Origin of the sequence: Streptomyces sp. NPDC056452, from assembly GCF_042796085.1 — a bacterium.
GTDB lineage: Bacteria > Actinomycetota > Actinomycetes > Streptomycetales > Streptomycetaceae > Streptomyces.
This window is the reverse complement of the sequence record NZ_JBHTRI010000017.1, coordinates 45,804-72,048: the sequence shown is the minus strand read 5'-3', so window position 1 is coordinate 72,048 and position 26,245 is coordinate 45,804. Positions and strand designations below refer to the sequence as shown.

At 69.9% G+C, this 26,245-nt stretch carries 19 protein-coding genes; 13 read left to right on the top strand and 6 right to left on the bottom strand.

Annotation, left to right across the window (positions count from 1 at the left end; all coding sequences use genetic code 11):
- Positions 1-271 precede the first annotated feature (271 nt).
- From ACFQ6X_RS18455 to ACFQ6X_RS18440, 4 genes are all read left to right on the top strand, one after another.
- Positions 272-1,126, top strand: coding sequence for a carbohydrate ABC transporter permease (locus ACFQ6X_RS18455; RefSeq protein ID WP_383182796.1), 855 nt, complete (start codon positions 272-274; stop codon positions 1,124-1,126).
- Positions 1,123-2,055: a carbohydrate ABC transporter permease gene (locus tag ACFQ6X_RS18450; RefSeq protein WP_383182677.1), complete on the top strand. Its 933-nt coding sequence runs from the start codon at positions 1,123-1,125 to the stop codon at positions 2,053-2,055. Before ACFQ6X_RS18455 ends, ACFQ6X_RS18450 begins: the two co-directional genes overlap by 4 nt.
- Before the next feature lie 80 nt (positions 2,056-2,135).
- The gene (locus ACFQ6X_RS18445; protein ID WP_383182794.1) at positions 2,136-3,113 is read left to right on the top strand and encodes a hydroxyacid dehydrogenase; all 978 of its coding nucleotides are present in this window, start codon (positions 2,136-2,138) and stop codon (positions 3,111-3,113) included.
- A 67-nt stretch (positions 3,114-3,180) separates the two neighbouring features.
- A complete protein-coding gene (locus ACFQ6X_RS18440) occupies positions 3,181-4,674 on the top strand; it encodes an HAD-IA family hydrolase (RefSeq protein ID WP_383182675.1) in 1,494 nt (497 codons plus the stop codon).
- A gap of 54 nt (positions 4,675-4,728) precedes the next feature.
- On the opposite strand, the gene ACFQ6X_RS18435 is transcribed toward ACFQ6X_RS18440, so the two are convergent.
- From ACFQ6X_RS18435 to ACFQ6X_RS18425, 3 genes are all read right to left on the bottom strand, one after another.
- Entirely contained in the window at positions 4,729-5,439 is a 711-nt protein-coding gene (locus ACFQ6X_RS18435) for a hypothetical protein (RefSeq protein WP_383182673.1), read from the bottom strand.
- Between the two features lie 162 nt (positions 5,440-5,601).
- A complete protein-coding gene (locus tag ACFQ6X_RS18430; RefSeq protein WP_383182671.1) occupies positions 5,602-8,076 on the bottom strand; it encodes a polysaccharide lyase 8 family protein in 2,475 nt (824 codons plus the stop codon).
- Positions 8,077-8,268: 192 nt separating this feature from the next.
- Positions 8,269-9,993 (bottom strand): glycoside hydrolase family 13 protein, encoded by a 1,725-nt coding sequence (locus tag ACFQ6X_RS18425; protein WP_383182669.1) that lies wholly within the window; start codon positions 9,991-9,993, stop codon positions 8,269-8,271.
- 276 nt (positions 9,994-10,269) lie between these two features.
- Between ACFQ6X_RS18425 and ACFQ6X_RS18420 the strand changes: the two genes are divergently transcribed.
- The 4 genes from ACFQ6X_RS18420 to ACFQ6X_RS18405 all read left to right on the top strand — a co-directional run bounded on the left by ACFQ6X_RS18420 (position 10,270) and on the right by ACFQ6X_RS18405 (position 17,658).
- Entirely contained in the window at positions 10,270-11,265 is a 996-nt protein-coding gene (locus ACFQ6X_RS18420; RefSeq protein ID WP_383182667.1) for a helix-turn-helix domain-containing protein, read from the top strand.
- A gap of 536 nt (positions 11,266-11,801) precedes the next feature.
- The gene (locus ACFQ6X_RS18415) at positions 11,802-12,197 is read left to right on the top strand and encodes a hypothetical protein (protein ID WP_383182665.1); all 396 of its coding nucleotides are present in this window, start codon (positions 11,802-11,804) and stop codon (positions 12,195-12,197) included.
- Positions 12,198-12,404: 207 nt separating this feature from the next.
- Positions 12,405-16,265: a S8 family serine peptidase gene (locus ACFQ6X_RS18410; protein WP_383182663.1), complete on the top strand. Its 3,861-nt coding sequence runs from the start codon at positions 12,405-12,407 to the stop codon at positions 16,263-16,265.
- 232 nt (positions 16,266-16,497) lie between these two features.
- A complete protein-coding gene (locus ACFQ6X_RS18405) occupies positions 16,498-17,658 on the top strand; it encodes a serine hydrolase domain-containing protein (RefSeq protein ID WP_383182661.1) in 1,161 nt (386 codons plus the stop codon).
- Between the two features lie 20 nt (positions 17,659-17,678).
- Here the strand turns inward: ACFQ6X_RS18405 and ACFQ6X_RS18400 are convergent, their stop codons facing one another.
- Both ACFQ6X_RS18400 and ACFQ6X_RS18395 read right to left on the bottom strand, forming a co-directional pair.
- Entirely contained in the window at positions 17,679-18,743 is a 1,065-nt protein-coding gene (locus tag ACFQ6X_RS18400) for a helix-turn-helix domain-containing protein (RefSeq protein WP_383182659.1), read from the bottom strand.
- Between the two features lie 250 nt (positions 18,744-18,993).
- A complete protein-coding gene (locus ACFQ6X_RS18395; protein ID WP_383182657.1) occupies positions 18,994-19,488 on the bottom strand; it encodes an RICIN domain-containing protein in 495 nt (164 codons plus the stop codon).
- Between the two features lie 596 nt (positions 19,489-20,084).
- On the opposite strand from ACFQ6X_RS18395, the gene ACFQ6X_RS18390 reads away from it, so the two are divergent.
- The 5 genes from ACFQ6X_RS18390 (at position 20,085) to ACFQ6X_RS18370 (ending at position 24,990) form a co-directional block, all read left to right on the top strand.
- Positions 20,085-20,900 carry a TauD/TfdA dioxygenase family protein gene (locus ACFQ6X_RS18390; protein ID WP_383182655.1) on the top strand — a complete coding sequence of 272 codons (816 nt, stop codon included), beginning with the start codon at positions 20,085-20,087 and terminating at the stop codon, positions 20,898-20,900.
- A 131-nt stretch (positions 20,901-21,031) separates the two neighbouring features.
- Complete coding sequence (locus ACFQ6X_RS18385) at positions 21,032-21,571, top strand: GNAT family N-acetyltransferase (protein WP_383182653.1); 540 nt, start codon at positions 21,032-21,034, stop codon at positions 21,569-21,571.
- Positions 21,572-21,770: 199 nt separating this feature from the next.
- Positions 21,771-22,379: a DUF4232 domain-containing protein gene (locus ACFQ6X_RS18380; protein ID WP_383182651.1), complete on the top strand. Its 609-nt coding sequence runs from the start codon at positions 21,771-21,773 to the stop codon at positions 22,377-22,379.
- 252 nt (positions 22,380-22,631) lie between these two features.
- Entirely contained in the window at positions 22,632-23,501 is an 870-nt protein-coding gene (locus tag ACFQ6X_RS18375; RefSeq protein ID WP_383182649.1) for an alpha/beta hydrolase family protein, read from the top strand.
- Positions 23,502-23,577: 76 nt separating this feature from the next.
- Positions 23,578-24,990 (top strand): carboxylesterase/lipase family protein, encoded by a 1,413-nt coding sequence (locus tag ACFQ6X_RS18370; protein ID WP_383182647.1) that lies wholly within the window; start codon positions 23,578-23,580, stop codon positions 24,988-24,990.
- Between the two features lie 56 nt (positions 24,991-25,046).
- On the opposite strand, the gene ACFQ6X_RS18365 is transcribed toward ACFQ6X_RS18370, so the two are convergent.
- Positions 25,047-26,159 carry a PucR family transcriptional regulator gene (locus tag ACFQ6X_RS18365; protein WP_383182645.1) on the bottom strand — a complete coding sequence of 371 codons (1,113 nt, stop codon included), beginning with the start codon at positions 26,157-26,159 and terminating at the stop codon, positions 25,047-25,049.
- Positions 26,160-26,245: the final 86 nt, after the last annotated feature.

Sequence of the window (26,245 nt, the reverse complement as noted above, 5' to 3'; positions counted from 1 at the left end):
GGGCTGCCGGGGGGGGGTGGGCGCGGGCCGGCGCAGGGGGGTGGGGGGCTGGGGGGCCGGGGGGGTCATGCGCGCAAGGGGCCCGGGGGGGGGCGGGCCGCGCGGGCCGGGGGCCCGCCCCCGACGACCACCCTCCCCGCAGCGCCCACCCGCCAAGGAGCCCACCGTGGCAGCACCCGTCCTCAAAGCCGCGCGCCCCGCGCGGGCCGGTACGCCCCGCGCCGGCACCTCCCGGCTGAAGCAGAACCAGCGCGGCGCCGCGGCTCTGTTCATCGTCCCGTTCTTCGTCCTCTTCGCCGCCGTCATGGCGGCCCCGATCGTCTACGCCGTGTGGATGAGCCTGTTCCAGGAACGCGCCTCCACGGGCCTCGGATTCGGAGGTGCGGAACGGGCGTTCGCCGGCCTCGACAACTTCACCAACGCCCTGTCCGACCAGGGTTTCCGTGAGTCCTTCCTGCACATCGCGGTCTACTGCGCCCTGTACATCCCGGTCATGATCGGGGCCGCGCTCGTGCTGGCCCTGCTCGTCGACTCGGCGCTCGCCCGCGCGAAGAAGTTCTTCCAGCTCGCGATCTTCCTCCCGCACGCGGTGCCGGGCCTGATCGCCTCGATCCTGTGGATCTACCTCTACACACCCGGACTCAGCCCGGTGCTGGACTGGATCGGCGCCCTCGGCGGTTCATGGAGCTTCTTCAGCGACGACCATGTGCTCTCCTCCATGGTCAACCTCACCGCGTGGCAGTGGATCGGCTACAACATGGTGATCTTCTACGCCGCGCTGCAGGCCGTACCGCGTGAACTCATCGAGGCCGCCGTCGTCGACGGGGCCGGCGCCATCCGCACCGCCCTCCGGATCAAGGTGCCGATGATCGCCTCCGCGGTCGTCCTGACCGTGCTCTTCACCTGCGTCGGCGCGATCCAGCTCTTCACCGAGCCCAAGCTCTTCAACCAGCGGGGCACCTCGTCCGTCGACACCGAGTGGTCGCCGACCCTGTTCATCTGGAAGGCCGGCTTCGTCCAGCACGACTACGGCCTCGCCGCCGCCGCGTCCCTGATGCTCGCCGCCCTCGGCGTGCTGCTCTCGTACATCGTCACCAAGCTCGGAAACCGGTGGAAGTCCGCATGAGCACTCACACGGTCACCAAGGCATCCGCCCCCGCCCCCGCGCCGGCCACTCCCGCCGAGCGCAGCCCCGCCACGGCCGGCCGGCGGCGCGGGCCGACGCAGCTGCTCTCCAAGGGCATCGTCAACGGCATCCTGCTGCTCGCCGCCTTCTACATGCTGATGCCGGTCAGCTGGCTGTTCTTCGCGGCGACGAAGAACCACCGCGACCTGTTCGCCACCGGCGGCTTCTCGTTCGGCGACTTCAACCTCTTCTCCAACATCCACGACGTCTTCACCTACAACGACGGCATATACCTGCGGTGGTTCGGCAACAGCCTCCTGTACTCCGTGGTCGGCTCGGCCGCATCGGCCTTCCTGTGCACCGCGACCGGCTACGCCTTCGACAAGTACGACTTCCGGGGCAAGGAGAAACTGTTCGGCGTGGTCCTCGGCGGGGTGCTGGTACCGGCCACGGTCATCCAGCTGCCCATGTACCTGCTGGCCTCCAAGGTCGGCGTCGTCAACACCTACTGGGCGATCCTGCTGCCCGCCCTGGTCAACCCGTTCGGCGTCTATCTGGCACGGGTCTTCTCCGAGGGATACGTGCCCGGCGAGGTTCTGGAGGCGGCACGGGTCGACGGAGCGGGCGAACTGCGGATCTTCAGCCGGATCTCGCTGCCGATGCTCGCCCCCGGCTTCATGACCATCTTCCTGTTCTCCTTCACCGGAAGCTGGAACAACTTCTTCGGCGCCCTGGTCATGCTGAACGACGACTCCCTCTACCCGGTCAACCTCGGCCTGTTCATGTGGAACACCACCACCTCCCAGCAGCCCGAGTTCTACTCACTGGTGATCACCGGCTCGCTCATCGCCGTCATCCCGCTCATCGTCGCGTTCATCGCCCTGCAGCGGTTCTGGCGCTCCGGCCTCACCGCGGGCGCGGTGAAGTGACCGTGCTCGTACCGGAAGGCACCGTCCTGCACGGCCCGGACCACACCCCGACCGTCCGGCGACCGGTCACCCTGCTCGCCATGGGCAGGGACGTCCACCGCACGCTGCTCTCCGAAGGCGGCCTCGACAGGCTGGCGGACATCGCGGCCGTGGACACCTCACACCTGGTCACGGACTATGCGACAGCCGACCCGGCGGCCCTCGCCGCCGCCGAGGTCCTGTTCACCCACTGGGGATCCCCGCGACTCACCGACGACGTGCTGGGCCTCATGCCGCGGCTGCGTGCGGTCGTCCACGCGGCGGGCTCGATCAAGCACCACGTCACCGAGGCCGTGTGGGCGCGAGGCATCGCCGTCTCGTCCGCCGCCGCGGCCAACGCACTGCCCGTCGCCGAATTCACCCTGGCCGCGATCCTGTTCGCCAACAAGGGGGTCCTCGGTGCCGCGCGTCAGTACCGCGACGCCCGGGGCGCCTTCGAACTCCTCCCGCACTTCGCGGGGCGGGGCAACTACCGCCGCGTCATCGGGATCGTGGGCGCCTCCCGGATCGGCCGCCGCGTCATCGAGCTGCTGCGCCCGTTCGACCTCACGGTCCTGCTGCACGATCCGTACGTCGACCGAGCGGCCGCCGCCGCCCTCGGCGTGGAACCCGTCGGACTCGACGAACTCGTCCGGCGCTCCCATGTGGTGTCCATCCACGCACCCCAACTCCCAGAGACACGGCACATGTTCGACGCCCGCAGACTGGCACTGATGGCCGACGGTGCCACGCTCGTCAACACCGCGCGCGGCTCGCTCGTCGACACCCGCGCCCTCACCGACGAACTCGTGTCCGGCCGGATCCACGGCGTCATCGACGTGACCGACCCGGACCACCTGCCGTCCGACTCCCCGCTCTACCACCTGCCCAATGTGCTGCTGACCCCGCACATCGCCGGCTCCCTCGGCAACGAGATCGGCCGCATGACGCACTGGGCGGTCGACGAGGTGCAGCGGTACGCACAGGGCGCGCCCTTCGCGTACGGCGTCGGCCCCGACGAACTCGACCGCTCCGCCTGAGGAACATCCCGCACGCGGCACGGCCGGGCGTCAGTGGCCGGCCGTCCCCACCGGAAGGACCATCCCTATGCCTGGCCGTGCCCGCCGAGTCCTCGTCGTCGGCATCGACGGCGTACGTCTCGACACGCTGCGCCGATTGCCGACCCCGCACCTGGACGCCCTCGCCCGGCAGGGCTTCCTGGCGCCGGTGGTGATCGACGCGGACACCCCGACGATGTCGGGTCCCTGCTGGGCCACGATCGTGACCGGCGTGACCGCGGCCAAGCACGGCGTGTGGAGCAACGACTTCAGCGGCCACCGCCTGGGCGTCTTCCCCGACTTCGCGACCCGGCTCGCGGAAGGGGACGGGCGCCGTACCTTCGTCGCGGCCGGGTGGGAGCCCCTGATGCTCGCGCGCGGCGGCGGGCCGCTCTTCCAGGCCCCGGCCAGGACCGCGTACGTGTCACCCGGCGCGGACACCCCCGAGGGCTGGGAGAAGTGCGACGAGCAGATCACCGAGGAAGCCGTACGGGTCCTGTCGGGCGACGATCCGGAAGCCTCGTTCGTCTACCTCGGCGCCCCCGACGAGACCGCGCACTTCCTCGGCTGCGGCAGCGAGTACGACCGTTCCGTCCTGGCGGCCGACGAGCGTCTGGGGCGGCTCCTGGAGGCGGTACGCTCGCGGCCCTCGTACGAGCACGAGGACTGGACGTACCTCGTCGTCACCGACCACGGGCATGTGGACGCGGGCGGGCACGGCGGCCGCTCGGAGGCGGAACGCACCGCATGGCTGATTGCCGCGGGACCCGGCATCGACGCGCGAAGCGCCCCCCGTACCGTCCGCCATGTCGACGTGGCACCCCAGGTGTTCGCCTCGCTCGGCCGGCACCCCGACCGCCACTGGACGCTGGACGGCAGGCCCTTCGCCGCCGCCCCGCACGCGGTGCTCCTCGACATGGACGGCACCCTCGTCGACACCGAGGCCCTGTGGCTGCGTACCGTCCGGGAGACCGCGGACGGGCTCGGCCACGAACTGGGCCAGGAGGACCTGCCGTTCGTGCTCGGACGCGCGGTCGCGGACACCGCCGCCCATCTCCACCAGGTCTCCGGCACCGGCCGCGGCGAGGAATCCGTGGCGGAGGAACTCGGCGCGGCCTTCCTTGCCGCCGTCGAGCGCGAGACCGAAGTACTGCCCGGAGCCCTCGAACTCCTCGACCTGCTGACGGACCTGGACATCCCCGCGGCACTGGTCTCGGCATCCCCCAGGCCCGTCGTGGACGCCGTCCTCAAGGTGCTCGGCGCGGAGAGGTTCCGCACGACGGTCGCCGAGGGCGAGACGCCGCGCACCAAGCCCGCCTCCGACCCCTACCGTGCGGCGGCCAGTGCCCTGGGTGTGGACCCGGCGGCGTGCCTGGCCGTGGAGGACAGCCCGACCGGTGTCGCGGCCGCCGAGGCCGCGGGGTGCCGGGTGCTCGCGGTGCCCTCGTTCGCCGACATCCCGTCCGCGCCCCGCAGGACGGTGCTGGCCGGCCTGTCCGCCGTGAACCGGCAGACCCTGTGGACCGCGGGCCTCGCCCGGTGAAGCCACCGGGCCGGCGCGGCGGTAGGCCGCGCCGGCCCACGCGGGTGGAAACGGCTAGGACGCCACATCCGCGTAGCTGGTACCGACCTTCAGCCCGTCGATCCAGTTGATGACCCGCTTGTCCTGCACCTCGGCGCCGTAACTGCCCCATCGGGTGTCGTTGCCCAGGTCGTCCCAGGTGCGGCCGGAGAACTCGGCCACCTTCGCACCGTTGTAGTACGCCTCGACCCAGCCGGCGGAGGCGGTGTCGGACGTGTGGATGCCGAGGACGATCCGCTTGTACGTGCTGGTCGTCACCGGGGTGGACCACTTGAGGGTCCACACCTCGCCCACCTCGATGTGGAAGAGCTTGAGGACCCCGCCCTCGACCTTCATGAGCACCGGGTAGTTCTGCTGGTTCTGGTCGTTGGTGCCGTAGGACTTCCACTGGAAGATCGTTCCCGCGTCAGGGGTGTTGGTGGAGGTGTCCCAGCCCAGGTAGTACGTGCTGTTGTTCTTGAAGGTGTAGCGGGAGCCGCCCACCGACATGCCGTGTGCCTCGCAGCGCAGCAGCCCGAGGGGCTTGTTGAACTTGAAGACCGTGCCCCGGCCGTCGCTGTTGTCCTGGGCGGTGACGCTTCCGGGGGAGTCGCACAGGACGCCGTCGAACACGGCCGTGCCCGCTGAGGCGTCACCGTTCCAGATCACGGACGCGCCGGCGGGGTGGGCCACGACGAGGCACCAGGCGAAGGCCGCGGCGGTGGTGGCGAGAAGAGATCTGCGCATGATTCGTCCTTCGGGGGAAGGGCGCGCCTGCCCGCTGCGCGGGCACGGCCCGTGCCGTCGCAGGAGCCGCATGTGTGCGCGCCGGGGTGGGGGGAGCCGGCGCCGGGCCGGGCCCCTGCCGTGGGGAGACGGCGGGACCCGTGCCCGGCTCGGGGCCGGTCGTCAGGCCGTGCGGACCTTGACGCGGTGGGTCGCGCCGGCGGTGCTGCTGAGGTCGCCGAAGGTCAGGGTGAGAGCGGAGCCGGTCCGGGCGCCGGTGACCGAGGGAGCCTTGGACAGGACGGAGGCGACGGGCCGCCGCCAGGTCAGGGTGAGGCTCTTCACGCTGCGGGACGGGTCGGCCACAGAGATCGTCGCCGTGCCGTCACGCCTCTCCCGGATCTGCACGCTCACCGGTGCGTCGGCCGTGACCTTGCCGGCCGTACCCGCAGCCCAGAAGTTGATACCGGTGAAGCCGAGCGAGGGGACCCGGATGCCGTGCTGCTGCGGGGTGTTGGCGAGGATCTGAAGCCACAGAGGGTCCAGGGCGCGAGCTGCGGTACGGATCTTTCCGGCGCCCGGCATGAGGATGTACGCGTAGGAGGCGTCCTGCGGGTCGGTGCCGTGGTCCTGCCACAGGGTCAGGTAGCGCCGGGTGAAGGGGGCGGGGGAACTGCCGGCGTTGATGTCCTTCCACGCACCGGTGCGCTCCTCGCGCAATGCGCTCACCCGGCTGCCGCCCGCCTCCGGGAAGACGTAGCCGGCGTGCCCCTCGATGTGCGCCCACCTGGTGTGCTCCCGCGTGGTGTGCCAGCCCTGGGCGCCCGGTTGCGGGATGCCGTTGAGGGTGAGCGCGGCGGTGCCCGACGCGCCGAGGTTGCGGTTGTCGATCACCGTCTCCACCGCGGCGCCGTCGGCCGAGGTGATGCCCGAGCCCAGGCACACGACGGAGTCGTCGAGCCAGAACCACGACTTCTTCGCGGTCATCGTGCTGCCGACGCCCCGCAGGTGCTGCCCGGTGGTGCCGAACTCGCCGTCGGTGGTGCCACCCACCCAGGTGGTGTCCGGCTTCGGGTTGCCCCAGTTGCCGCCGAACCCGTCCGGGAGCCGCTTCGTCGAGACGGTGACACCGGGCAGCCGGTACGGGTCGACGGTCGGCCAGAAAGTGTCCGAGTACTGCGCGAGGCCGTGGTCGCCGCCCCACCAGGACAGCCAGCCCGAGCCGGTGTGGTAGCCGCGGGCGTGCTCCCCGTTGCCGAATTCGTAGTGCGCGATGCGGGCGGAGGCCATGCTGACGGACGCGCCCCAGTCGCGGCGACGGTGGGTGGCACGGTCCATGTTGGGGAAGGCCCGGTGCTCGCTCGGTTCGGGCGACGCCCTGACCGTGTCGTCGTCGTACAGCTTCTGCAGCCTCGCCGTGTTGACCAGGCTCAGCTTCGGGTTCTTCAGGGCGGGACCGTAGGAGTCCCGCAGGAGCCAGCCCTTGACCATGGAGTTCCAGCGGGCCTGCTCCTCGGTACTCGCGCCCTGACCGACCAGGACGACCGAGGCCATCACGCTGTGCGCGCGGGTGTGGTCGTCCTGGGGGAGCTGGAAGGGGTCGGCTTCCGTCAGGCCGCGGCTGATCCCGCGGCTGGAGACGTTGTCCATCATCAGGCCGTCGTAGATGAACGGGGCGATGGCCTTCTCGACGGTGTCGAGGAAGAGCTGGCTGCCCGGGTCGTCCACCTGCCACGTCGAGTCCCGCAGCAGTGCGAACAACCGTCCGAGGCCGTCGTGGAGCACCGCCCCGTAACCCCCGATGTACGGGACGTTGGTGTGCTGGACGAACGAACCGTCGGCATAGAAGCCGTCGCCGGACGTCACGTAGGGGAAGACGGGGGACAACGCGTCACGGCCGACCTCGATCTTGGCCGCGCTGCCGCCGACGACACCGCGCAGAATGAGCCCGCGACACAGGTCGACGCGGTTCGCCCCGGTACTGGTTCCGGTGTACTTCGCCACGGCCGAGTCGGGAAGGAAGCGGTCCACGGACCGGCAGTAGACGGCCACTTGCTCGGCCGAGAGGTGGTCGTGGAGCAGCACGGCGGTGTCGAGGAGCGCCTGCGGTGAGCCGATCTGGAAGTTCCACCAGTTACCGAACGGCGCCCGGTCCGCGCTGTAGACATCGGAGCACAGGTGGTCAAGGCCCGTGATCACGGCGTCCCGCAGCGCCGCGTCGCCGGTGACACCCGTCCCGGGCTGGGCATACGCCTGGGCCATCGTGCTCAGCCGAGTGAAACTCTCGTTCATCCGGGCGGAGTAGCCGTACGACTCCTGGTCGGTGTCCGGGGCCGGATCGGCGTATCCGAGGCCGGGCCAGAGCGAGCCGGCAGCCGGTGCCATGGTGGCGCGGAAGCCGGCTGCCTGGGTGCCGAGCGTGGTGAGCTTCGACCGGAAGGGCTCGGCCGTCGGGCTGAAGCCCTCACCGAGGATCAAGGTGCGCCACTTGGCGCGAAGCGCGGCGAAAGCCTCGTCGGCATCCGCGGCAGCCGCCGCCGTGCTGCGGGGGGCTGCCGAGGCGGCCCCGGTCTCGGCGAGGCCGACGGCGACTGCGGTGCCGCCGGTCGCCGCGAGGAAGGTGCGGCGGGACCAGGGGGGCGGGGGAGGGGGCGTCATGGGTGCTCCGGAGGCCGGGAGATGGACGGGAGAGCGCGTTGAAGCAATGCGGTTTTTTAGCACGTATGCGCTCAACTGCTCAATGGAACCGACAGAATTGATCGTTTCGATCGGAACGACCAGTTGCTCCAGGTGTGTTATGCCAGAAATCCGCGTTTTGGTCCTCGGGCTGCCGGAGCGGCCGACGCCCGGTCATTCCCGCCGGAGCCAGACCGCCGTGTCCGGTGGCAGGACGGCACCGTCGCCGAGAGGACTGCTGGCCAGCAGCACCTCGGTGGCGTCCGGCAGGGGAATGCCCTGCCCGGACTGGTTGACGATGCAGGCGAGCTTCCCGTCAGCGCCCCGAGAGAACGCGAGGACGCCGTCCTGCGCACGACCGCCCTCGGGCCACCAGGCCAGGGGCCCGTCGCCGAACGCGGGGAGCTGCTTCCGCAGCGCCAGCGCCCTCCGGTAGAGGACGAGTGCGGAGCCGGGATCGGCGGCCTGCGCGGCGACGGTCAGGGCCGCCCAGGACGCGGGCTGCGGCAGCCACGGCTCGTTCGCCGAGCCGTCCGGGCTGAAGCCGAAGGGTGCCGCACTCCCCGACCAGGGCAGCGGTACCCGGCACCCGTCGCGTCCCGGATCCGCCCCGCCGGTGCCGGCGACCGCCGGGTCCTGCAGCAGCTCCGCCGGGATGTCCTCGACCTCCCACAGGCCGAGTTCGTCGCCCTGGTAGATGTACGTGCTGCCGGGCAGGGCGAGGGTCAGCAGGGCCCCGGCGCGTGCCCGGCGCCACCCCGTCTCCAGGTCCACGGGACTGCCGTGGCGGGCGGCCCGGTCGAAGCCGTAGCCGGTGTCGGCCCTGCCGTAACGGGTGACGTGCCGGGTGGTGTCGTGGTTGGACAGCACCCAGGTGGCGGGCGCCCCGACCGGGCCGTGTGCCTCCAGGGTCGCGTCGATGACCTCACGCATCGCCGGTGCCTGCCACGGCACCTTCAGGAAGTCGAAATTGAAGCCGGTATGGAGTTCGTCGGCGCGCAGGTAGCGGGCGAACCGCTCCGGACGGTCGCTCCACAGCTCCCCGACGAACACCTTCTCGTCGCCCGGCAGGGAGTGCTCCTCCAGGACGGACCTCCAGCGTCGGTAGATCGCGTGGACGCCGTCCTGATCCGCCCAGGGCTGGGGGCTCTCGCCCGAGTAGTCGGCCAGGTCGGGCAGCCCGGCGGCCTTGACGAGGTTGTCGGCGACGTCGATGCGGAAGCCCGCGACGCCCCGCTCCAGCCAGAACACCAGGATGTCGTCGAACTGTGTGGCGACGCGTGGATTCTCCCAGTTCCAGTCCGGCTGGCCGGGCGCGAACATGTGGAGGTACCACTCCTCCGGCGTCCCGTCCGGTGCCGTCACCCGGGTCCAGGCGGGCCCGCCGAAGTTCGACGGCCAGTCGTTGGGCGGAAGTTCCCCGTGCGCCCCGCGGCCGGGCCGGAAATGGAACGCGTCACGCTCCGTGGAGCCGGGCCCCGCCGCCACGGCCGCCCGGAACCAGGGGTGCTGGTCCGAGCAGTGGTTCGGCACCAGGTCGACGATCGTGCGGATGCCCGCCCGCCGGGCCTCGGCGATCAACTGCTCCGCTTCGGCGAGCGTCCCGAACAGGGGGTCGATGTCGCAGTAGTCGGCGACGTCGTAACCGGCGTCGGCCTGCGGGGAGACGTACCAGGGGCTGAGCCAGACGGCGTCGACCCCCAGGTCGACCAGGTGCGGAAGCCGGGCACGGATGCCTGCCAGGTCACCCATCCCGTCCCCGTCGGCGTCGGCGAAACTGCGCGGGTAGATCTGGTAGATCACGGCATGGCGCCACCACGCGCCCTCCCGTGCGCCGGAGGACGGGCCTTCCGGGCGACCGCGGCTCTCGCCGCCGACTGGACTCAAGGGCTGGGACATGAGGTGTTCACTCCTTGCGAGGCGGATGGAACGACAGCATCGCGGCCGAAGCCGCCCGCTCGCCATGGACTGATCAAGGGCGTCTTTGGACGAATCACCGCGAAGGTGTGTCCCGTGTGGTGCGCGTGCCGTGACGGCGCGGGAGGAGACATTCACCGGGTCCGGTACGCGGGTGACGACCGGCAGTGATCCCGTACCTTCTCACCTGCTGTCTCCGGCGAACGGCCGCTCCGGCGCCCCGCTATCCTCTGCTGGTCTTCGAGGGGAAGGGCGCACATGCTGGAGACGCTGGGGCTGAGCACGAGCGAGTCGCAGATGTACCAATTTCTCGTCAGGTCGGGCCGCATCCGTACCGATCAGATGCGGCAGAGGCTCAACCTGAGCCACGCGCAGACGGTCGAGACGACGCAGGGGCTCGTCGCCAAAGGACTGGTGACCCTCACCGACGAGAGGCCCGCGCAGGTGATTCCCTCTCCGCCCGACATCGCAGGGGAAGAGCTCCTGCTGCTGCGGATGAACCAGCTCCGCACCGCCCGGGGCGTCCTGGACCGGCTCACCAAGGAGTACCGCAAGACTGCCTCCGGCCCGGCTGCCCTGGAGGAGATCGCCGAGATCGTTCCCGAGGAGAGCCTGGCACTCAGGTACGAGCAGATCCAGCGCAATGCCCGAAAGCAGGTGCTGAGGTTCGACGCACCGCCGTACCTGGTGTCCGAGGAACTCAATGCGGCCGAGCTCGACCAGCTGACGGCCGGGGTCGGGTACCGGACGGTGTACGACCGTCTGGCGGTGGCCGAGAGCGGTGCGCTGCAGGAGATCAAACAGTACGTCGACGCCGGCGAGCGGGCCCGTGTACTCAACCAGGTCCCGCTCAAGCTGGTGATCGTCGACAGATCCGCGGCACTCGTGTCACTGCGGGCCGAGGAGGCACAGCTGCCACATGTGGCCCTGCTGATCCACCCCGGGCCGCTCTTCGAAGCTCTGCTCGCTCTCTTCGAGATGGTGTGGGCGACCGCCCTGCCGCTGGATCCCGTCTCCGATCAGGGGCCCCTCACACAGCCCGACGCCCAGATGCTGACTCTCCTGCTCTCGGGACTCACCGATGACGCGATCGCACGCCAACTCGGCATGGGCAAGCGGACGGTGAACCGGCGGGTGCACAGCCTCATGGACCAGGCGGGCGTCTCCAGCCGGATGCAGCTGGGATGGCAGGCCGCCCGGCTGGGGTGGATCACGGATGTCGACGAACCGGTCACAGCGCGCCGGATGGACTGACCGCGCGACTGTCCGGCAAGGCGGCCTTCGGAGAACGAGCGTCTGCTGAAGGTGGAGGCCGTAGCCGAAAGCGGCCAGTGCCGCGCGGGCCGCAGGGTAGATGTCTGCTGGGAGGCAGCGCTCGGAGGACAGCGTCGCTTCGAGAAGGGGGGCTGCGGTGACGGCCGCACCGATCTGGGCGATGTACCGAACCGCCGCGCTGGAGGGCTCGTCGGCATCACCCGACCTCAGAGGTTCCAAGGCCGCCGGCAGTACCGGGGCAGCGGCATCCGTGTCGCCGGTCATCCGCCACCAGGCACACGCGGGGTCCACGGGCCGGGGACTCCAGCAACGGCCGGCCGGACCGCGGCCGAGCATCGTGTCGCCGGCCGCCCCCACTCCGCACTACGGCCGAGGTCGCCTTCCCGCCGCAGATCGTTCGGATCCACACCTGCCTCTACAAGCAACTTGCGTGCCCAGAAGCCGTGTTCCGTTCCCGTGCCGAGCGTCGTGGCGCGCAGGCTGCAGCTGCCGGACCCAGATGCGATCCTGCACGGATGAACCATCTCGGCGACGCGAACCTGCGCACCTGGACGATGCGATTTGCGGCCCTCCTCGCAGCCGGCACCCAGGATCAGTTCGCCTGGCTGGGCGAGCGTGAGCTGGAGACGAAGGACGTCGTCGAGGAGGCGGAACTCCTCTGCCGCGTCTCCGAAGGACTCGCGGAACGCGGAGTCTTCGAGCCCGAGGACCTGCGCGTTCTCCAGGCCATCGGCCGTCGCCTACGCGAGATCGGTGCCGCCGGCCGCGTCGGCAACTGGGCCGACGCCCTCGCCACAGATCCGGCGTGGGACGACATCCGTTCTCTCGCCCGCCAGTTCCTCCTCACGGCACTGGGCGACTGGCATCAGCCCCTGCCACGCCCCGCGCGCTCGCACACGCGCGACCACTGAGCACGTCCAGGCCGCCGCACGAGGCGTGTGGCAACAAAGCGCCATGTGGCGCAGATGCGCCACGGCGCCCCTGGATCCGCCGGTGACCTGCCGGTTAGGTTCCGGGCGGCGCGGCATCGTACGGACGCTTCGGCTGGTCACCTCCATGCCTGTCCACAAATCGCTTTCTTTGGCGCGCCTGCCTGTTGTGCGTGCGAAAGGAACCCGATGTACATATTCCGCGAGAGACGGCTGCGAACCGCTGCCGTCGGCGGAGTGGCAGTGGCGGTCGCCCTGTCACTCACGAGTCAGCTACCGGTAGCAGCTGCTGCGGCGACCCCGCAGAGCGGCTCGCTCGTGCAGCCCACGACCGAGAAGAAGACAGCGACGACGTCGACGCTGACCCTGATCACGGGGGACACGGTGGCGCTGACCACCGACGCGGACGGCCGGCAGGCGGTCAACGTCCTGTCGGCGGCCGGGACGTCCAAGACGTTCGAGACCACCAGTGGGCAGAACGGCGACCTGTACGTCTACCCGGACGACACGACGGCCGCGATTGCCTCCGACACGGTGGACCGCGAACTGTTCAACATCAGCCGGATGATCAGGGACGGCTACGGCGACGCGAAGACCGACGAGGTCCCGGCCATCGTCGACTTCAAGGGCACGCCTGCCGCCGCCGCCCTGAAGCAGAAGGCCGACGATCTGCCGAGCAGTGACACCCGGCGCGTCCTGCCGAAGCTGGGCCTGTCCGCCGTCCAGGTCGACAAGGACGGCGCGAAGGGCTTCTGGCGGGCGGTCAAGCCCACCACCTCGCTCACCCGCAGTGGCGACAGCAGCGTCGTTCCCGGCACCGCCGGAGTGGCCAAGGTCTGGTACGACGGCCGGGCGAAGGTCCTGCTGGACAAGAGCGTGCCGCAGATCGGTGCCCCGGAGGCATGGGCCAAGGGGTACGACGGCAAAGGTGTGAAGGTCGCCGTCCTGGATACCGGGGCCGACCTGAACAACGCCGACATCAAGTCGGACATCGTTGCCAGCCAGAGCTTCGTCAACGGTCAGACGGTCCAGGACGGCCACGGCCACGGCACCCACGTCGCGGCCACCGTCGCGGGCAGCGGCGCCAACGCCGGCGGCGCGTACAAGGGCGTGGCCCCGGGCGCCGACCTGCTGATCGGCAAGGTGCTCAGCAACAGCGGGCAGGGCCTGGACTCCAGCATCCTGGCCGGCATGGAGTGGGCGGTCGCGCAGGGTGCCGACGTCGTCAGCATGAGCCTCGGCGGCACCGACACCCCCGGCGAGGACGTCCTGACCAGGGCGGTCAACTCGCTCAGTGCCTCCTCGAACGCCCTGTTCGTCATCGCGGCGGGCAACGACGGCAGGAAGGGCGAGTCGACCCTCGGCACCCCCGGCGCCGCCGACGCGGCCCTCACCGTCGGCGCCGTCGACAAGTCCGACGCGCTCGCCGACTTCTCCAGCCGCGGCCCGCGGCTCGGAGACATGGCGATGAAGCCCGAGATCACCGCCCCGGGCGTGGCCATCGTCGCCGCCCGCGCGGCCGGTACCACCATGGGCACCCCCGTGGACGCCAACTACACCTCGGCCAACGGCACCTCGATGGCCACCCCGCACGTGGCCGGCGCCGCAGCGATCCTCAAGCAGCGCCACCCCGACTGGACCGGGCAGCACATCAAGGAAGCCCTGACCGCCCACGCCAAGTCGGCCGCCGAGCAGACCGTCTACCAGCAGGGCTACGGCCGGGTCGACATCCCCGCAGCGCTCGACCCGTCGCTGGAGCTGTCCGGTACGGCCGACTTCCGCGTGATCCCGTGGCAGAAGGGCACGTACGAGAAGCGAACCCGCACGCTCACGTTCCGCAACAACGCCACGAGCGACACCGTCGTGACCCTGGCCGCGTCGGTCAAGGACGCGAGCGGCGCCGAGGTCCCCGCCGGCACGCTGGCCCTCTCGGGAGCGGGACTGTCCGACGGTCGGGTCACGGTCCCGGCCGGATCCACCGCAGAGGTCACCGTCACTCTTGACCCGAACGGACTGAAGACCAGCCGGTACAGCGGATCCGTCACCGCCACCGCCGCAAGCGGTGAATCAGTGCACGCCGCGCTCGGTTTCGTCACCTCCGTCGAGCAGCACGACGTGACGCTGAACGTCACCGACCGCTTCGGCAAGACGCCCACCGCGCTCAGGTTCACCCTGCACGGCGTGGACAACACCGTCTGGCAGAGCCAGACCCTGTACGCCAACGGCACCGCCACCCTGTCGGTGCCGCTCGGCAAGTACTCCATCGAGGGCTCGGTCTACTCCGCGGCACCCACCGGGGGCCCGGTCTCCTACGCGGCCGACCTGTTCTCCGTGCCGAACATCGAGGTGAGTGACCGGGACCAGACCCTCACCGTCGACGGCACCACCGCCACCGACGTCAGCGTGAAGATCAAGGGTGAGAAGCGGCCCCTGGAGAACGGCCAGGTGAGCACGTTCATCGTCCGTGACCCCGGCACCGCAGGTGGTTACTCGAACTTCTCCGGCATCGGCAACCTGCTCAACCTCGCCGACCTGCGGCAAGGCGCCATCCCCAGTGCCGCCGCCACCACCGGCGCGCTGCGCCTGGAGACCGGCCTGGCCCGGCGCGAACCGCTGGTCCAGCTGGAGGTGACGGCCCCCGGGCGCGCGACCATTCCGTTGAAGTCCTCGGTGAACGCGAAGCGCTTCGAGGGCACCAAGCGCACCGAGCTGGTCGACCTGGGCGCCGGTACCGAGCAGGACTTTGCCGGTGCCGCCGTCAAGGGCAAGACCGTTCTGGTCTCCGTGGCCGACGTCACCAAGGCCGACGACCAGGCCACCAGGGCCGCGGCTGCCGGAGCCGTCGCGATGATCGTGGCCCCTGCCACCCCCGGGCCGAGCGGAAGCGGCGTCCCCGCCGGACAGACCATTCCGGTCGCCCACGCCACGTACGACAACGCCGCGACCCTCAAGGCTCTGCTGGCCAAGGACAAGGTCCGGATCGCCCTGAAGGGCGTCCTGGAGTCGGGCTACACGTACAACCCGCACTTCACCGACGACCGGATCCCCGCCGACCTGGCCAAGACCGTCGACGTCAAGGACTTCGCCAAGGTCACCAATACGTTCCACTCGGACGGAGCCCGGCGCCTGGGTGCCGAGAACATCAACGTCTGGGGTCCCCTGCAGGTGAGCACGGGATCCGTCGGCCAGCCGCTCTACCAGGGCACCACCCGCGACGACTACGTCCTCGCGGGCACCGGGGTGTCGTACCAGTCGAGCGTGACGGCCAGCTTCAACTCCTCGACCTGGAGGATGAGCGACCTCCGCGGCAGCTACCTCACCCCGGGCAGGTCCTACACGCGGAGCTGGTTCGACGCGCCGATGCGCGTGTCCCCGTACGAGTTTGGGCCGTGTCTGTTCTGCCGCTCCGACGTCTGGCAGAAACTCCCCGGCTGGAACGGTGCCGACAACGATCCCACCCACACTCTGTCGGGCCTGACCGGCACCTGGAGCCTCTACCGAAACGGCGAGCCGATCACCGGCTTCGGCGAGTTGGCACAGGAGAAGGCGGACTACCGGTACGTCCTCGACCAGAAGCTCGCCACCGACGTCCCGGGCGTCACCCTGGGCCGTCAGATACGGACCGAGTGGAACTTCAGCCAGGCGGCACCGACCACCATGGCCATCAAGGGCTGCGACACAGAGTTCATCCCTGCGCCCAAGTTCTGTGAGTCCATGCCCGTGATCATGCTCGACTACGACCTGCCGCTGAACGTGCTCAACCAGGCACGGGCCGGACTGCCGTACACGTTCACCGTGGACGCAGGGCGTCCCAAGGGCTGGGCCGGCTCCACCAAGATGGCAGGTGCCAAGGTCTCCGTCTCCTACGACGACGGCGCCACATGGAAGTCCGCCGCGATGCTGCGCAAGGACGACAACTCCTTCCAGGCACTCCTGTGGCACCCCAAGCTGGCGGACACCAACGGCTTCGTGACGCTCAAGACCGAGGCCTGGGACTCCGCGGGCAGCCGCACCGTCCAGACCATCACCCGGGCCTACGCCCTCAAGTGAGGACCTGAACCACAGGACAGCCACTGACCGGCTGTTCACAGTCGGCAGAGGGGCCCGGAGTCCGAGAGGACTCCGGGCCCCTTCTCCGCGTCCCTACCGGGGGCCAACCCCCGGCACCGTCCTGAGGACAGCGTGTCGGTACGTCAGGGGGAAAGCCGGATGGGTCCGTCGGCTCTCCGCTGGTGGGATGGACTCCGAACGCGCAGGCGACCCGAACGGAAGAGGAATCATCATGCACGTGTTAGCAAGGCGTCGGCGGGACCTGCTCGCCCTCAGCGGTCTGGCCGCGGTCCTCCTTGCCGCATCGACCGGGCTGCCGGCGGCGGCGAAGCCCCAGCGGACCGATCCGCTCCAGCAGCAGGTGGACGCGATCCACGACACCGGGACCGTCGGTGTGTCCGCCGAGGTGACGTCACCGGTCACCCATGACAGCGCGCGCGCCGGGACGGCCGGGACGGGCACCAGGAGGCCGATGCCACGCAACGGCGGGTTCCGGATCGGCAGCGCCACCAAGACCTTCACCGCCACGGTCGTGCTGCAACTCGTCGGTGAGGGGCGGATGTCCCTGGAAGACACCGTCGAGCAGTGGCTGCCGGGAGTGGTCCGGGGCAACGGGAATGACGGGAGCCGGATCACCGTGCGGCAGTTGCTGCAGCACACCAGCGGCATCCGTGATGTCGGGCCGGAGATTCCCGCGCTGAACAGCGCCGACGGTTATCGGGCCGAGCGGTTCCGCACCTACACCCCCGAGGAGTTGGTGGGGATGGCGATGCGGCTCACTCCCAGGTTCGACCCCGGCAAGGGCTGGTCGTACTCCAACACCAACTACATTCTCGCCGCGATGATCATTCGCAAGGTCGGCGGCCGGAGTTGGGCACGGGAAGTGAAGGACCGGGTCATCCGCCCGTTGGGCCTGAGGGACACGAGTACGCCCGGCTCCTTCCCGTTCATCCTCGGCCCGCACGCCCGGGCCTACACCGCGTTCGGCACCGACACAGGCACCTCGACAGGCACCGACGTCACGGCGCTCAATTCGAGTATGGGCGTCGGCGCAGGCTCGATCATCAGCACCACGCACGACCTCAACCGCTTCTACGCCGCGCTGCTCGGCGGCCGACTGCTGGCGCCGGCACAGCTCGACGAGATGACGACCACCGGGCCGGCACCCGAGCTGGGCGTGAACTACGGACTCGGTCTGGCCGAGATCCCGTTGTCCTGCGGCGGCAGTTACTTCGGTCACCGGGGTGAACTGCTCGGCTACGTCACCTGGGCAGGCGCCACCCGGCACGGGACCCGGACCGCGGTGGTGTACGGCACCAGCGACGGCAACCGGGACACCCAGCAGGCCATGACCACACTCGTGGACCAGCAACTGTGCCGGACCAGCTCCTAGGTCCGTCGCACCGCTACCTCCTACGAAGCAGCGGTCACACTCGCCTCACTCCTGCTCCGGGCAAGACGGAGCTGCGTGCGGTGGTGCGCGTGACGTGGAGGGTTTCTGCGCTCTGCCTGCTGTGAGGCGAGCAGGGAGAGCGCACGGTGTTCCGTAGGGGCGATTCCGTAGGCTTCGCGGAATGCCCGGCCGAACGCGGTTGCACTGGAGAAGCCCCAGCGAGCCGCGATCACTTGAACGGGCTGACCGCTCAGTTCCCCGCGTGCGAGGTCGGCGTGGGCGCGCTCCAGCCGGCTTCGGCGTATACGTGCCGCGACGCTGAGATGCTGGTCGCGGAAGAGGGCGTGGAGACCCCGCAGGGACATGGTGTGCCGATCTGCGATCAGCTGAGGAGTCAGACCCGGGTCGCCGAGGTTGTTGTCGATGAATCGGTAGATCCGCTGCAGGGTCTCCTGCGCACGGGCCTCGGCAGGCGCCTCGCCAAGGTCACCGAGCTGCTGAGCGAGAAACGCGGTGGCCAGGTCGAGGGCGACGGACCCTGTCCCGCGCAGCTCTTCCGGGCGACAGCGCTGGCCGTGTTTCAGCAACGCTTTCAGGAAGTCGGCGAGGATTGCCCCTGGCCCCGTGTCTGCGGCCAAGCCCTGTGCGAGGAGGCGGTCCACCCGGTCGGGGCGCAGCGCCAGGGCCGGACGGGGAATCTGCAGCACTATCGTCTCGATCTGCCCACCGGTGCAGGCCCCCTCGCTCGGTCGTGAGGTGTCCGTGAGCACGAGTCCTCCGGCCACCACCGATTCATTGCCCCGCTGAGAGATCCTCACCGCACCTTGTGTGACGAGCGCCAGCTGCATGTGCTCGGGGTCCCCACGCCGGACGTGTGCCGAAGTGCGGCGCGAAATCACTGGTGAGCAAGCCACGGCGGACAACCGCACCACGCCGAGATCCAAGTCCGTGATGCTCGCCCGGAAGTCGGCCGCATGCAGGGTGCTGAGCTTGACCGGCATCACATCGCTGGACACCGTCTCGCAAAACCAGTCAAACCTGTCCTCGCACGCCACGACAGCGTCCGACGCAACCGACAACCCCATGCGATCCCCCACGCCCTGGACGTGGCAGCGCCCCAGCCCCATGCCGGTTGTCGCACAGCCGTGCTTCCCCCACCGCCACATGATCAAGGATATGACGCAGGTTTTCGGACACGCACTCAGGCCGTTGTGGCGCTCGCCGAGGCCGACTTCGTCCGGCCGGACCCCGGGGCGGACCGGGGACGCCGTGCCACTTGGCATCGGCGTCCCCGAGCTTGAGGGTGCTGGGAGTGCCCCAGCTCTCACAAGGCTGTCAGTTCCACCGCTGCACAGGCGGCGCGGGCTCTGCGCAGGTCCAGAGAGTGAGGTAGGCACCGTTGGCCCAGGAGTTGCCCTTGGGGGTTATGCACTTACCACCGTGCTGCGTGAAGGTGTGGCTGTACCCCACGACGAACAGCTGAGAGGCGGCGCTGCTGTTGCAGGTCCACAGCGTCAACACTGCACCGTTGGTGCCGCTCGCATCGCCGCTCGGCGTCAGGCACTTGCCGCTCGACTTGTGCACAATTCGGTTGTCGGATCTCTGCATCCACTGCTGCAGGTCGCTACCGGTACAACTCCACTGGGTAATGATCGCCCCATTCGCGGTGCTGTTCCCCTCGGGAGTAGCGCAGAGAGGGGCTCCCAGGTAGTAGCCGTTGTCCAACGTGCTCCAGTATCCGTAGCCGACCGCCTGTGCGGTACCGGTGTTCAGCATGCCCAGGGACAGCGAGAAGAGAAGAGCCGTCAACACTGTTGTGAATTTGCGCATCGGTATTCCTAGCATATTTGGTTCGATTGGGAAGTCGGGCCGTAGCAAAGGTGTGCCGGACAGGGAAAAGTGATCGCGGAATCCACTGTGGCGTTCTCGGCCGCGACACGAAACTAAGCCCCCGCGAGGGACGGTGCTGTTCATTGCGTGCACGACTCCTCGACACTGCGCGCAACGTTCAGCGCAGCCGCGCTTTGCGGTACTGGGTCTCGGATCCCGTGTTCTCGGACCGCCCAGGAACGCACGCTGAGACATCCGCGGTCGCCTCGATCGCCGATGTTCATACGAGTGCAACGATGCCGCCCGACCTGCACCCAAGGGATGTCCGGACCCCCGAAGCGGGCTGCCCGGAGGCCCGTAGCACCTGCGCTCACTCGCCCACGGGGAACCGGTCCGCTTACCGTGGTCGGGTGACCGCCCCGGCCCTGTACCGCAGATTGCACGTGGATCTGGCGCGTACCGACGCGTCCCTCTGTCGACGAACCCAGGCACCGTCCTGATCCGATCCGGAGATCGGGCAGGACAGGACCTCACCGTTCGCACACCTCCGCTGCGGAGGCGTGCGTCGTCCCGCACGACAACGGAGAGAGATGGGCATGACCACTGTCACCAGTCATGAAATACGGCGCGTAGGACCGAGGTTCGGCGCCGAGATCATCGGAGTCGACCTTACGGACACGGTCGACGCCGACACCGCGGACCTCCTGCGCCAGGCTTTTCGGGAGCACAAGGTGCTGGTGTTCCGGAACCAGAACCTGACGCCCGATCAGCACGTCAGGGCCGTGGACATCTTCGCGGAACCGTTCGACCACCCCACCGCCGCGAAGGATGCCGCCAACCCGCTGGTCTACCCGTACAACGTCCGGCAGACCGGCAAAGCGAGCACCTGGCACATCGGCGGGCTGTGGCGGAGCCCCGTGTTCGCCATCGAGTCACTCACCTACGAGGAGGTGCCCGAGCTCGGCGGGCACACCCTGTGGGCCGATCTCCAGACGGCCTACGACGACCTGTCGGAGCCGTTCAAGGTGCTGCTCGCATCGGTGAGCGCCGTCTACGACGCCGACCCCCAGAACTACGCCCAGGGCAGCAGGCGGACCCCCGTCACGGAGACGGTCGAGCATCCGGTCGTACTCGAGCATCCCGACACCGGGCGGAAGGGACTGTTCATCAGCACCTCGGCACTCGGGCTCACGGGTGTCACACCCGAGGAGGGCAAGGCGCTGCTCGACCATCTCCTCAGGCACGCCTCCTCGCCGAACTACACCATCCGGCTCGGCTGGAACCCCGGTGACTTCGTCCTGTGGGACAACCGGGCGACCTGGCACTACGCCGTGGACGACTACGGCGACGGCGCCCGCGTGTACCGCAAGGTCATCGGCGTGGAACGTCAGGAGACCGGGGCCGCCGGCTGACGGCCCGCAGCGGAGACGTACACTCGCGCCCCGGCCCGAGGGCGCGAGTGCACGTCCGGAAGCACGGCCCAGCTGGTCAAGGCCACCGTCCGCGGACGGCACCGGCCGATACCGACGCAAGGAGCACCGCATTGGACGTCCAGTCCACCCCGACCGACGTGGCCGACCGCGCACCGGCTCCCCGCGAGGGCACCGTGCAGTGGGCCGCCACCGGCTGGGATCACCCCGACGCGGTGGCCCTGCGCGACCGGATGGACGCCGAACTGCGGCCCCGTTACGCGCCCTTCGACGCCGAACGCGCCGGGTTCCGGCCCGACTCGCCGACCGCCGAAGAGATCGTCACCACCTGGATCGCCTACGAGGGCGCCCGGCCGCTGGCGACCGCCTCACTGCGACTGCTGCACCACCACGGAGGGGGCCACTACGAGGTCAAGCGCGTCTACGTGCACGACGGGCACCGAGGGCGTGGCCTGGCCAAGGCGGCACTCGACGCGGTGGAGACCAGTGCCCGCGGGCTCGGAGCCGTCCGGCTGCTCCTGCAGACCGGGAAACTGCAGCCGGAGGCGATGGGGCTCTACGAACGACGGGGCTGGCACCGAGTGCCGCCCTACCCGCCCTATGACACCGACCCGTTCAGCGTCTGCTACGGCAAGGACCTCCCGAACGGCTGACCGGCCCCGGCCTCGCAACCGGTGCGGGGCTATGCGTCTTTTCGTACGGGCAGGTTCGGACGGCGCGAAACTGAGCAGGCGACAGGGTATGGGCTCACACGCGCGCACCACCCCGTCGCAGTCCGAGCGATTGTTCCGGCCGCGGAGCCGGAGGACGGACCGGAGGGCTCGGATGCTCCGTCGGCATGTCCTCGCCCCGATGGCGATCGCATCGCTCACCCTCGTGGCTGCCGGCTGCGCCGGTGCCTCGGACACGACCGCCCCGACCGGGGCGACGCCTGCCGCGCACGGCAGTACGGCACCCGGCAAGGAACGCCCCTCCGACGCGCAGGCCTCCGTCCCAGCCGCGGCTGCGGCCGCCCCCGAGGACTCCGCCGGCTCGGAGCCCGCGGCCGCGGCCGAGCCGGGTTCCCGGCGCTGCAGGGCCGCAGACCTGGGCATGAGCCTGGGCCGTGCCGACGCGGGAGCCGGGCAGGTCTACTTCCGGCTCACGTTCGAGAACAAGTCCCAGGCCTCCTGCACGCTGCGCGGCTTCCCCGGTGTCTCACTGATCAAGCGTGACGGCAGCGTGATCGGCGTGCCGGCCGAGCGCGAGGGCGGAATGCGGGACCGGATGGTGATCGGACCCGGTAGGACCGCGGGCGTCACCCTGCACACACTGAATCAGGGAATCGAGGACTCGGGCTGCTGGGACCGGCCCGACTACCTCAAGGTCTATCCGCCCGGTTCCACGGAGGCACTCACCCTGCGTACCCCGCAACTCCGCATCTGCGGCGACCGCTTCACCACCACGGCGACGGGCGGCTGACGAGGAGCACTCCGTACGACGGGCCGCCGGCGCGCTCGGGCCCCGCCGGCGGATGGCGATGCCACGTCCGGGACAGCCCTTAGCATGGCACCACCGCCGGGCCGGCGACTCTCGGCATGTTGCACGAACTCCGACGTCGGTGATTGCCGCGATTGCGCAGAGACGGTGCCCGACGACTCCCACAGGATGTGCGGTCAGACACCGAAGTGATCCGGATGAATCACTCGGTGAACCCTGACGTCAGGAGTCGCCGTGCTGTGGAGAAGGAATCTGCTCGTCCCGTTGGCCGCACTCACCCTCGTCCTGTCCGCATCGGTCGGTGCGGGCGCAGCGTCGGCATCCGCTCCCGCGGTCACCCCGACGGCCGCGGCCGCCGGTGGCTTCGGTGACCCCGGCCCCTACGCCACCGCTGTGGAAGTCGGAGCGATCACCACCCTGTACTACCCGCGCGACATCGCGAGCAGCGATCGCCGCCACCCCGTGATCGTGTGGGGCAACGGCACCAACGGCATTCCCCTCGTCTACCGGGACCTGCTGCTCCACTGGGCCGGTCAGGGCTTCATCGTCGCCGCCGCGAACACCCCGCAGTCGAACCTCGGCATCTCCATGCGAGCGGGCATCGACATGCTCACCCGCAGGAACGCCGACCCGGCCAGCATCTTCCTCAACCATGTCGACCTCGAGCACATCGGCGCATCGGGTCACTCGCAGGGCGGTGCGGCCGCCATCGTCGTCGGTGCGGACCCCCGCATCGACACCATCCTGCCGATCCAGCCAGGTCCGCTGGCCGACATCAACGCGGTACACGTCCCCGCGCTCCTCCTGGCGGGTGAGAAGGACAGCATCGTCTTCCCCTTCCTCGTCAAGGCTTTCTACGACGCCGCCGACCACATCCCGGCCCTCTACGGCGAGTTGCGCGGGGCCGATCACTTCACGGTCGTCGGCGACCCCGGTCCGTTCGCCGCTCCGACCACCGCGTGGTTCCGTGCCCATCTCATGGGCGACGGGACGGCCCGTGCCCAGTTCTTCGGCCCCGGCTGCGGCATCTGCACCGACGCCACCACCTGGTCCGACGTCCGCCGGAACGGCCTGGCCCTGAGCGTTCCGGCCACCACCCCGTAACCCGCGGATCCCCTTCGTCACCGCCTTCCCTGTCGTCCCGGCAGGGAAGGCGGGCACCGCTCGTGAAAGGACGGACATGGACATCATCGCGACCACCTGCCGAGGAAAGGTCCGAGGCCGCGTCCACGGAGGGGTCGCCACCTTCCTCGCGATCCCCTACGCCGCCGCGCCCTTCGGCGTCCACCGGTTCCGTGCCCCCGCGCCCGTCGAACCCTGGGAAGGGGTGCGTGACGCGCTTGAGCACGGGCCGACCGCTCCGCAACGCCCCTACCGGCCGCCCCTCGACCAGCTGATTCCCGAGGTGGACATCGCGGGGGAGGACTGTCTCCACCTCAACATCTGGACCCCTGACGCCGGTGGCGATGCCGGTGGCGGACCTCTGCCGGTGATCGTGTGGATCCACGGGGGATCCCTGCGGAACGGTTCGGCCGCCATGCCGCTGTACGACGGCCGCGCCTTCGCGCGCGACGGAGTGGTCCTCGTCTCGATCAACTACCGGCTCGGGGTCGAAGGGTTCGGTGTCTTCCCCGACGCACCCGACAACCGCGGCCTGCTGGACCAGATCGCCGCCCTGACCTGGGTGAAGGAGAACATCGCGGCCTTCGGCGGAGACCCCGCACGCGTCACCGTGTGCGGCGAGTCCGCAGGAGCCGTCAGCATCGCCGCCCTGATGACCAGCCCCCGCGCGGCCGGCCTGTTCCACCGCGCGATCCTGCAGAGCGGCCCGCCGCAGACCGTGACGCGTGGTCAGGGAGCGAAGACCGTGCGGGCGATGGCGAAGGAGCTGCGGGTGCCCGCCACAGCGGAGGAGTTCGCCGCGGTGAACCGCGAGCGGCTGCTGGATGTGCAGGACGCCGTGGTCGGCAGGGCCGATCCGATCAGCGGTGGGCCCGGCTTCCACATCGTGGTCGACGACGACGTGGTGCCCGCCGACCCTCCGCTTCCGTCGGTCGACCTGCTCCTGGGCTGCAACCGGGAGGAGTACCGCCTGTGGTTCGTGCCCGGCGGGGCGGTGGACCGCATCAGCGGACTCGCGCTGCGGCTGGCACTGCTGAAGTTCCGGATCCCGGGCCGGGTCGCGCGTCTCTACCGGGCCTCCCGGCCGGGCGCGAAGCCGGGGGTGATCCTCGGCGAGATGGCCACGGACCTGCTGCTGCGCGGGCCTCTCAACCGGCTCGCCGACTCCCGGCCGGCCCGCACGTTTCTCTACGAGTTCGCCTGGCGCTCGCCGACATTGGGACTGGGCGCCTGCCACGCCCTGGAGATCGGCTTCGTCTTCGACAACCTCCTCCACGGCCAGACACTGACGGGGCCGGACGCCCCTCAGCCGCTGGCCGACGCCATGCACCGGGCGTGGGTCGACTTCGCCGCCTCGGGAGACCCCGGCTGGTCCGCGTGGGACGCACGCCGGCCGGTCATGGTCTTCGACCACCCCGGCACGGGTACGGTCCTGGCACCGCGACAGGAGGAGCTGCTGGCCTGGCTGTAGCGCCGGCCCGGCCCGCTGCGGGGCACACCGCCAGGTCCCGCAGCCAGGCTTCCCGGTCAGGTGAGGTCCGTGGCGACGAGTGCCGCCTGGAGCAGCCGCGCCTCGGCCGGGACCGTGAGGTCCAACCCGGTCAGCGTGCTCACCCGGTGCAACCTGTAGTCCAGCGTGTTGCGGTGGATGCACAGCTCCGACGCGCTCCGGCGGCGGTTGTGCCCGTGGTCGACGAACACACGCAGTGTCTCCAGCAGGTACGGATGGTCCGCCAGCGGATCGAGCTTGGCCGCCAGCCGCAGCAGCGCGTCACCGGGACGCGCGAGCTGGTACTCCAGCAGCACGTCATCGAGCCGGTACAGCCCGGGCGGGCGGCCCAACCGCTGTACGAGTTCGAGTACGCGCCCCGCTTCCGCCGCCGCGGCAGGAACGGCGGTCGGCCCCACGGCCGGGGCAGCAGCCGCGAACACGGACTGCCCCACGTCCTTCCCGAGCGAATCCGGCAGGCCGGACAGGTCGCAACTGCCGGGCAGCAGCGCGATCCCGGCGACGTGATCCATCAGCACAGGGACACCCGCGAGGGCCTCGAGCGAGGACTGCACCAGCCTGGACGGCGGACTCGACTCGAAGGCCAGGGCGACAACCTCATGCCCGCCGGCCACGCCGACCTGTGCCGCCTCCGACAGGTCTTCGTACGGCCGTCCGGCCAGCAGAGCGGTCAGCAGCGCCCGCCGTACCCGCTTGTCCTCGCTGTGGATGTCCTCCTGGGCATTCCGGTGAGCGAGCACGACAGCAGGCATGGCCGCGTGCAGGCAGGCCAGCAACTTCGCACCCGCGCCGGTCAGCTCCTCGGGCTCCGCCGTCTCGGACAGAACCTGCCACCACACCTCGGCACCGATGAGATAGGCGGCGATCACCGCCTCCAGGGGCACGCGTTCCTCGGCCCGGCGCCCCGACCACTCGATGAGGCGGGTCAGGTCACCCGGGCCCATCACGCCGTCCTCACGCAGCGCCCGCAGCAGCAGATCGTGCACCGCGGTGACCGACCGGGTCACTTCACCCTCGAGCGTCCGGCGCGGCAGTTCCCCGTAGAACGGCACCTCCGCCGCACAGCGAGCGACGACGGCGCCGGTGAAATCACCGCGGCGGACAGCCATCCGTGCGTGCAGACCAGGCATCGGCGTATCGTCACACCGCCTGAATACGTCCGTCAATCACTCACTGCCCGCAAGGAACGCACCGCGGGTCGGCCCGCTCGGGCCCG

Coding starts and splice junctions, on each gene's coding strand:
- ACFQ6X_RS18390 (WP_383182655.1), top strand. CDS start 20,085: ATGACCACTGTCACCAGTCATGAAATACGGCGCGTAGGACCGAGGTTC.
- ACFQ6X_RS18425 (WP_383182669.1), bottom strand. CDS start 9,993: ATGTCCCAGCCCTTGAGTCCAGTCGGCGGCGAGAGCCGCGGTCGCCCG.
- ACFQ6X_RS18440 (WP_383182675.1), top strand. CDS start 3,181: ATGCCTGGCCGTGCCCGCCGAGTCCTCGTCGTCGGCATCGACGGCGTA.
- ACFQ6X_RS18410 (WP_383182663.1), top strand. CDS start 12,405: ATGTACATATTCCGCGAGAGACGGCTGCGAACCGCTGCCGTCGGCGGA.
- ACFQ6X_RS18365 (WP_383182645.1), bottom strand. CDS start 26,159: ATGCCTGGTCTGCACGCACGGATGGCTGTCCGCCGCGGTGATTTCACC.
- ACFQ6X_RS18380 (WP_383182651.1), top strand. CDS start 21,771: ATGGCGATCGCATCGCTCACCCTCGTGGCTGCCGGCTGCGCCGGTGCC.
- ACFQ6X_RS18395 (WP_383182657.1), bottom strand. CDS start 19,488: ATGCGCAAATTCACAACAGTGTTGACGGCTCTTCTCTTCTCGCTGTCC.
- ACFQ6X_RS18400 (WP_383182659.1), bottom strand. CDS start 18,743: ATGGGGTTGTCGGTTGCGTCGGACGCTGTCGTGGCGTGCGAGGACAGG.
- ACFQ6X_RS18445 (WP_383182794.1), top strand. CDS start 2,136: ATGGGCAGGGACGTCCACCGCACGCTGCTCTCCGAAGGCGGCCTCGAC.
- ACFQ6X_RS18435 (WP_383182673.1), bottom strand. CDS start 5,439: ATGCGCAGATCTCTTCTCGCCACCACCGCCGCGGCCTTCGCCTGGTGC.
- ACFQ6X_RS18450 (WP_383182677.1), top strand. CDS start 1,123: ATGAGCACTCACACGGTCACCAAGGCATCCGCCCCCGCCCCCGCGCCG.
- ACFQ6X_RS18415 (WP_383182665.1), top strand. CDS start 11,802: ATGAACCATCTCGGCGACGCGAACCTGCGCACCTGGACGATGCGATTT.
- ACFQ6X_RS18370 (WP_383182647.1), top strand. CDS start 23,578: ATGGACATCATCGCGACCACCTGCCGAGGAAAGGTCCGAGGCCGCGTC.
- ACFQ6X_RS18430 (WP_383182671.1), bottom strand. CDS start 8,076: ATGACGCCCCCTCCCCCGCCCCCCTGGTCCCGCCGCACCTTCCTCGCG.
- ACFQ6X_RS18420 (WP_383182667.1), top strand. CDS start 10,270: ATGCTGGAGACGCTGGGGCTGAGCACGAGCGAGTCGCAGATGTACCAA.
- ACFQ6X_RS18405 (WP_383182661.1), top strand. CDS start 16,498: ATGCACGTGTTAGCAAGGCGTCGGCGGGACCTGCTCGCCCTCAGCGGT.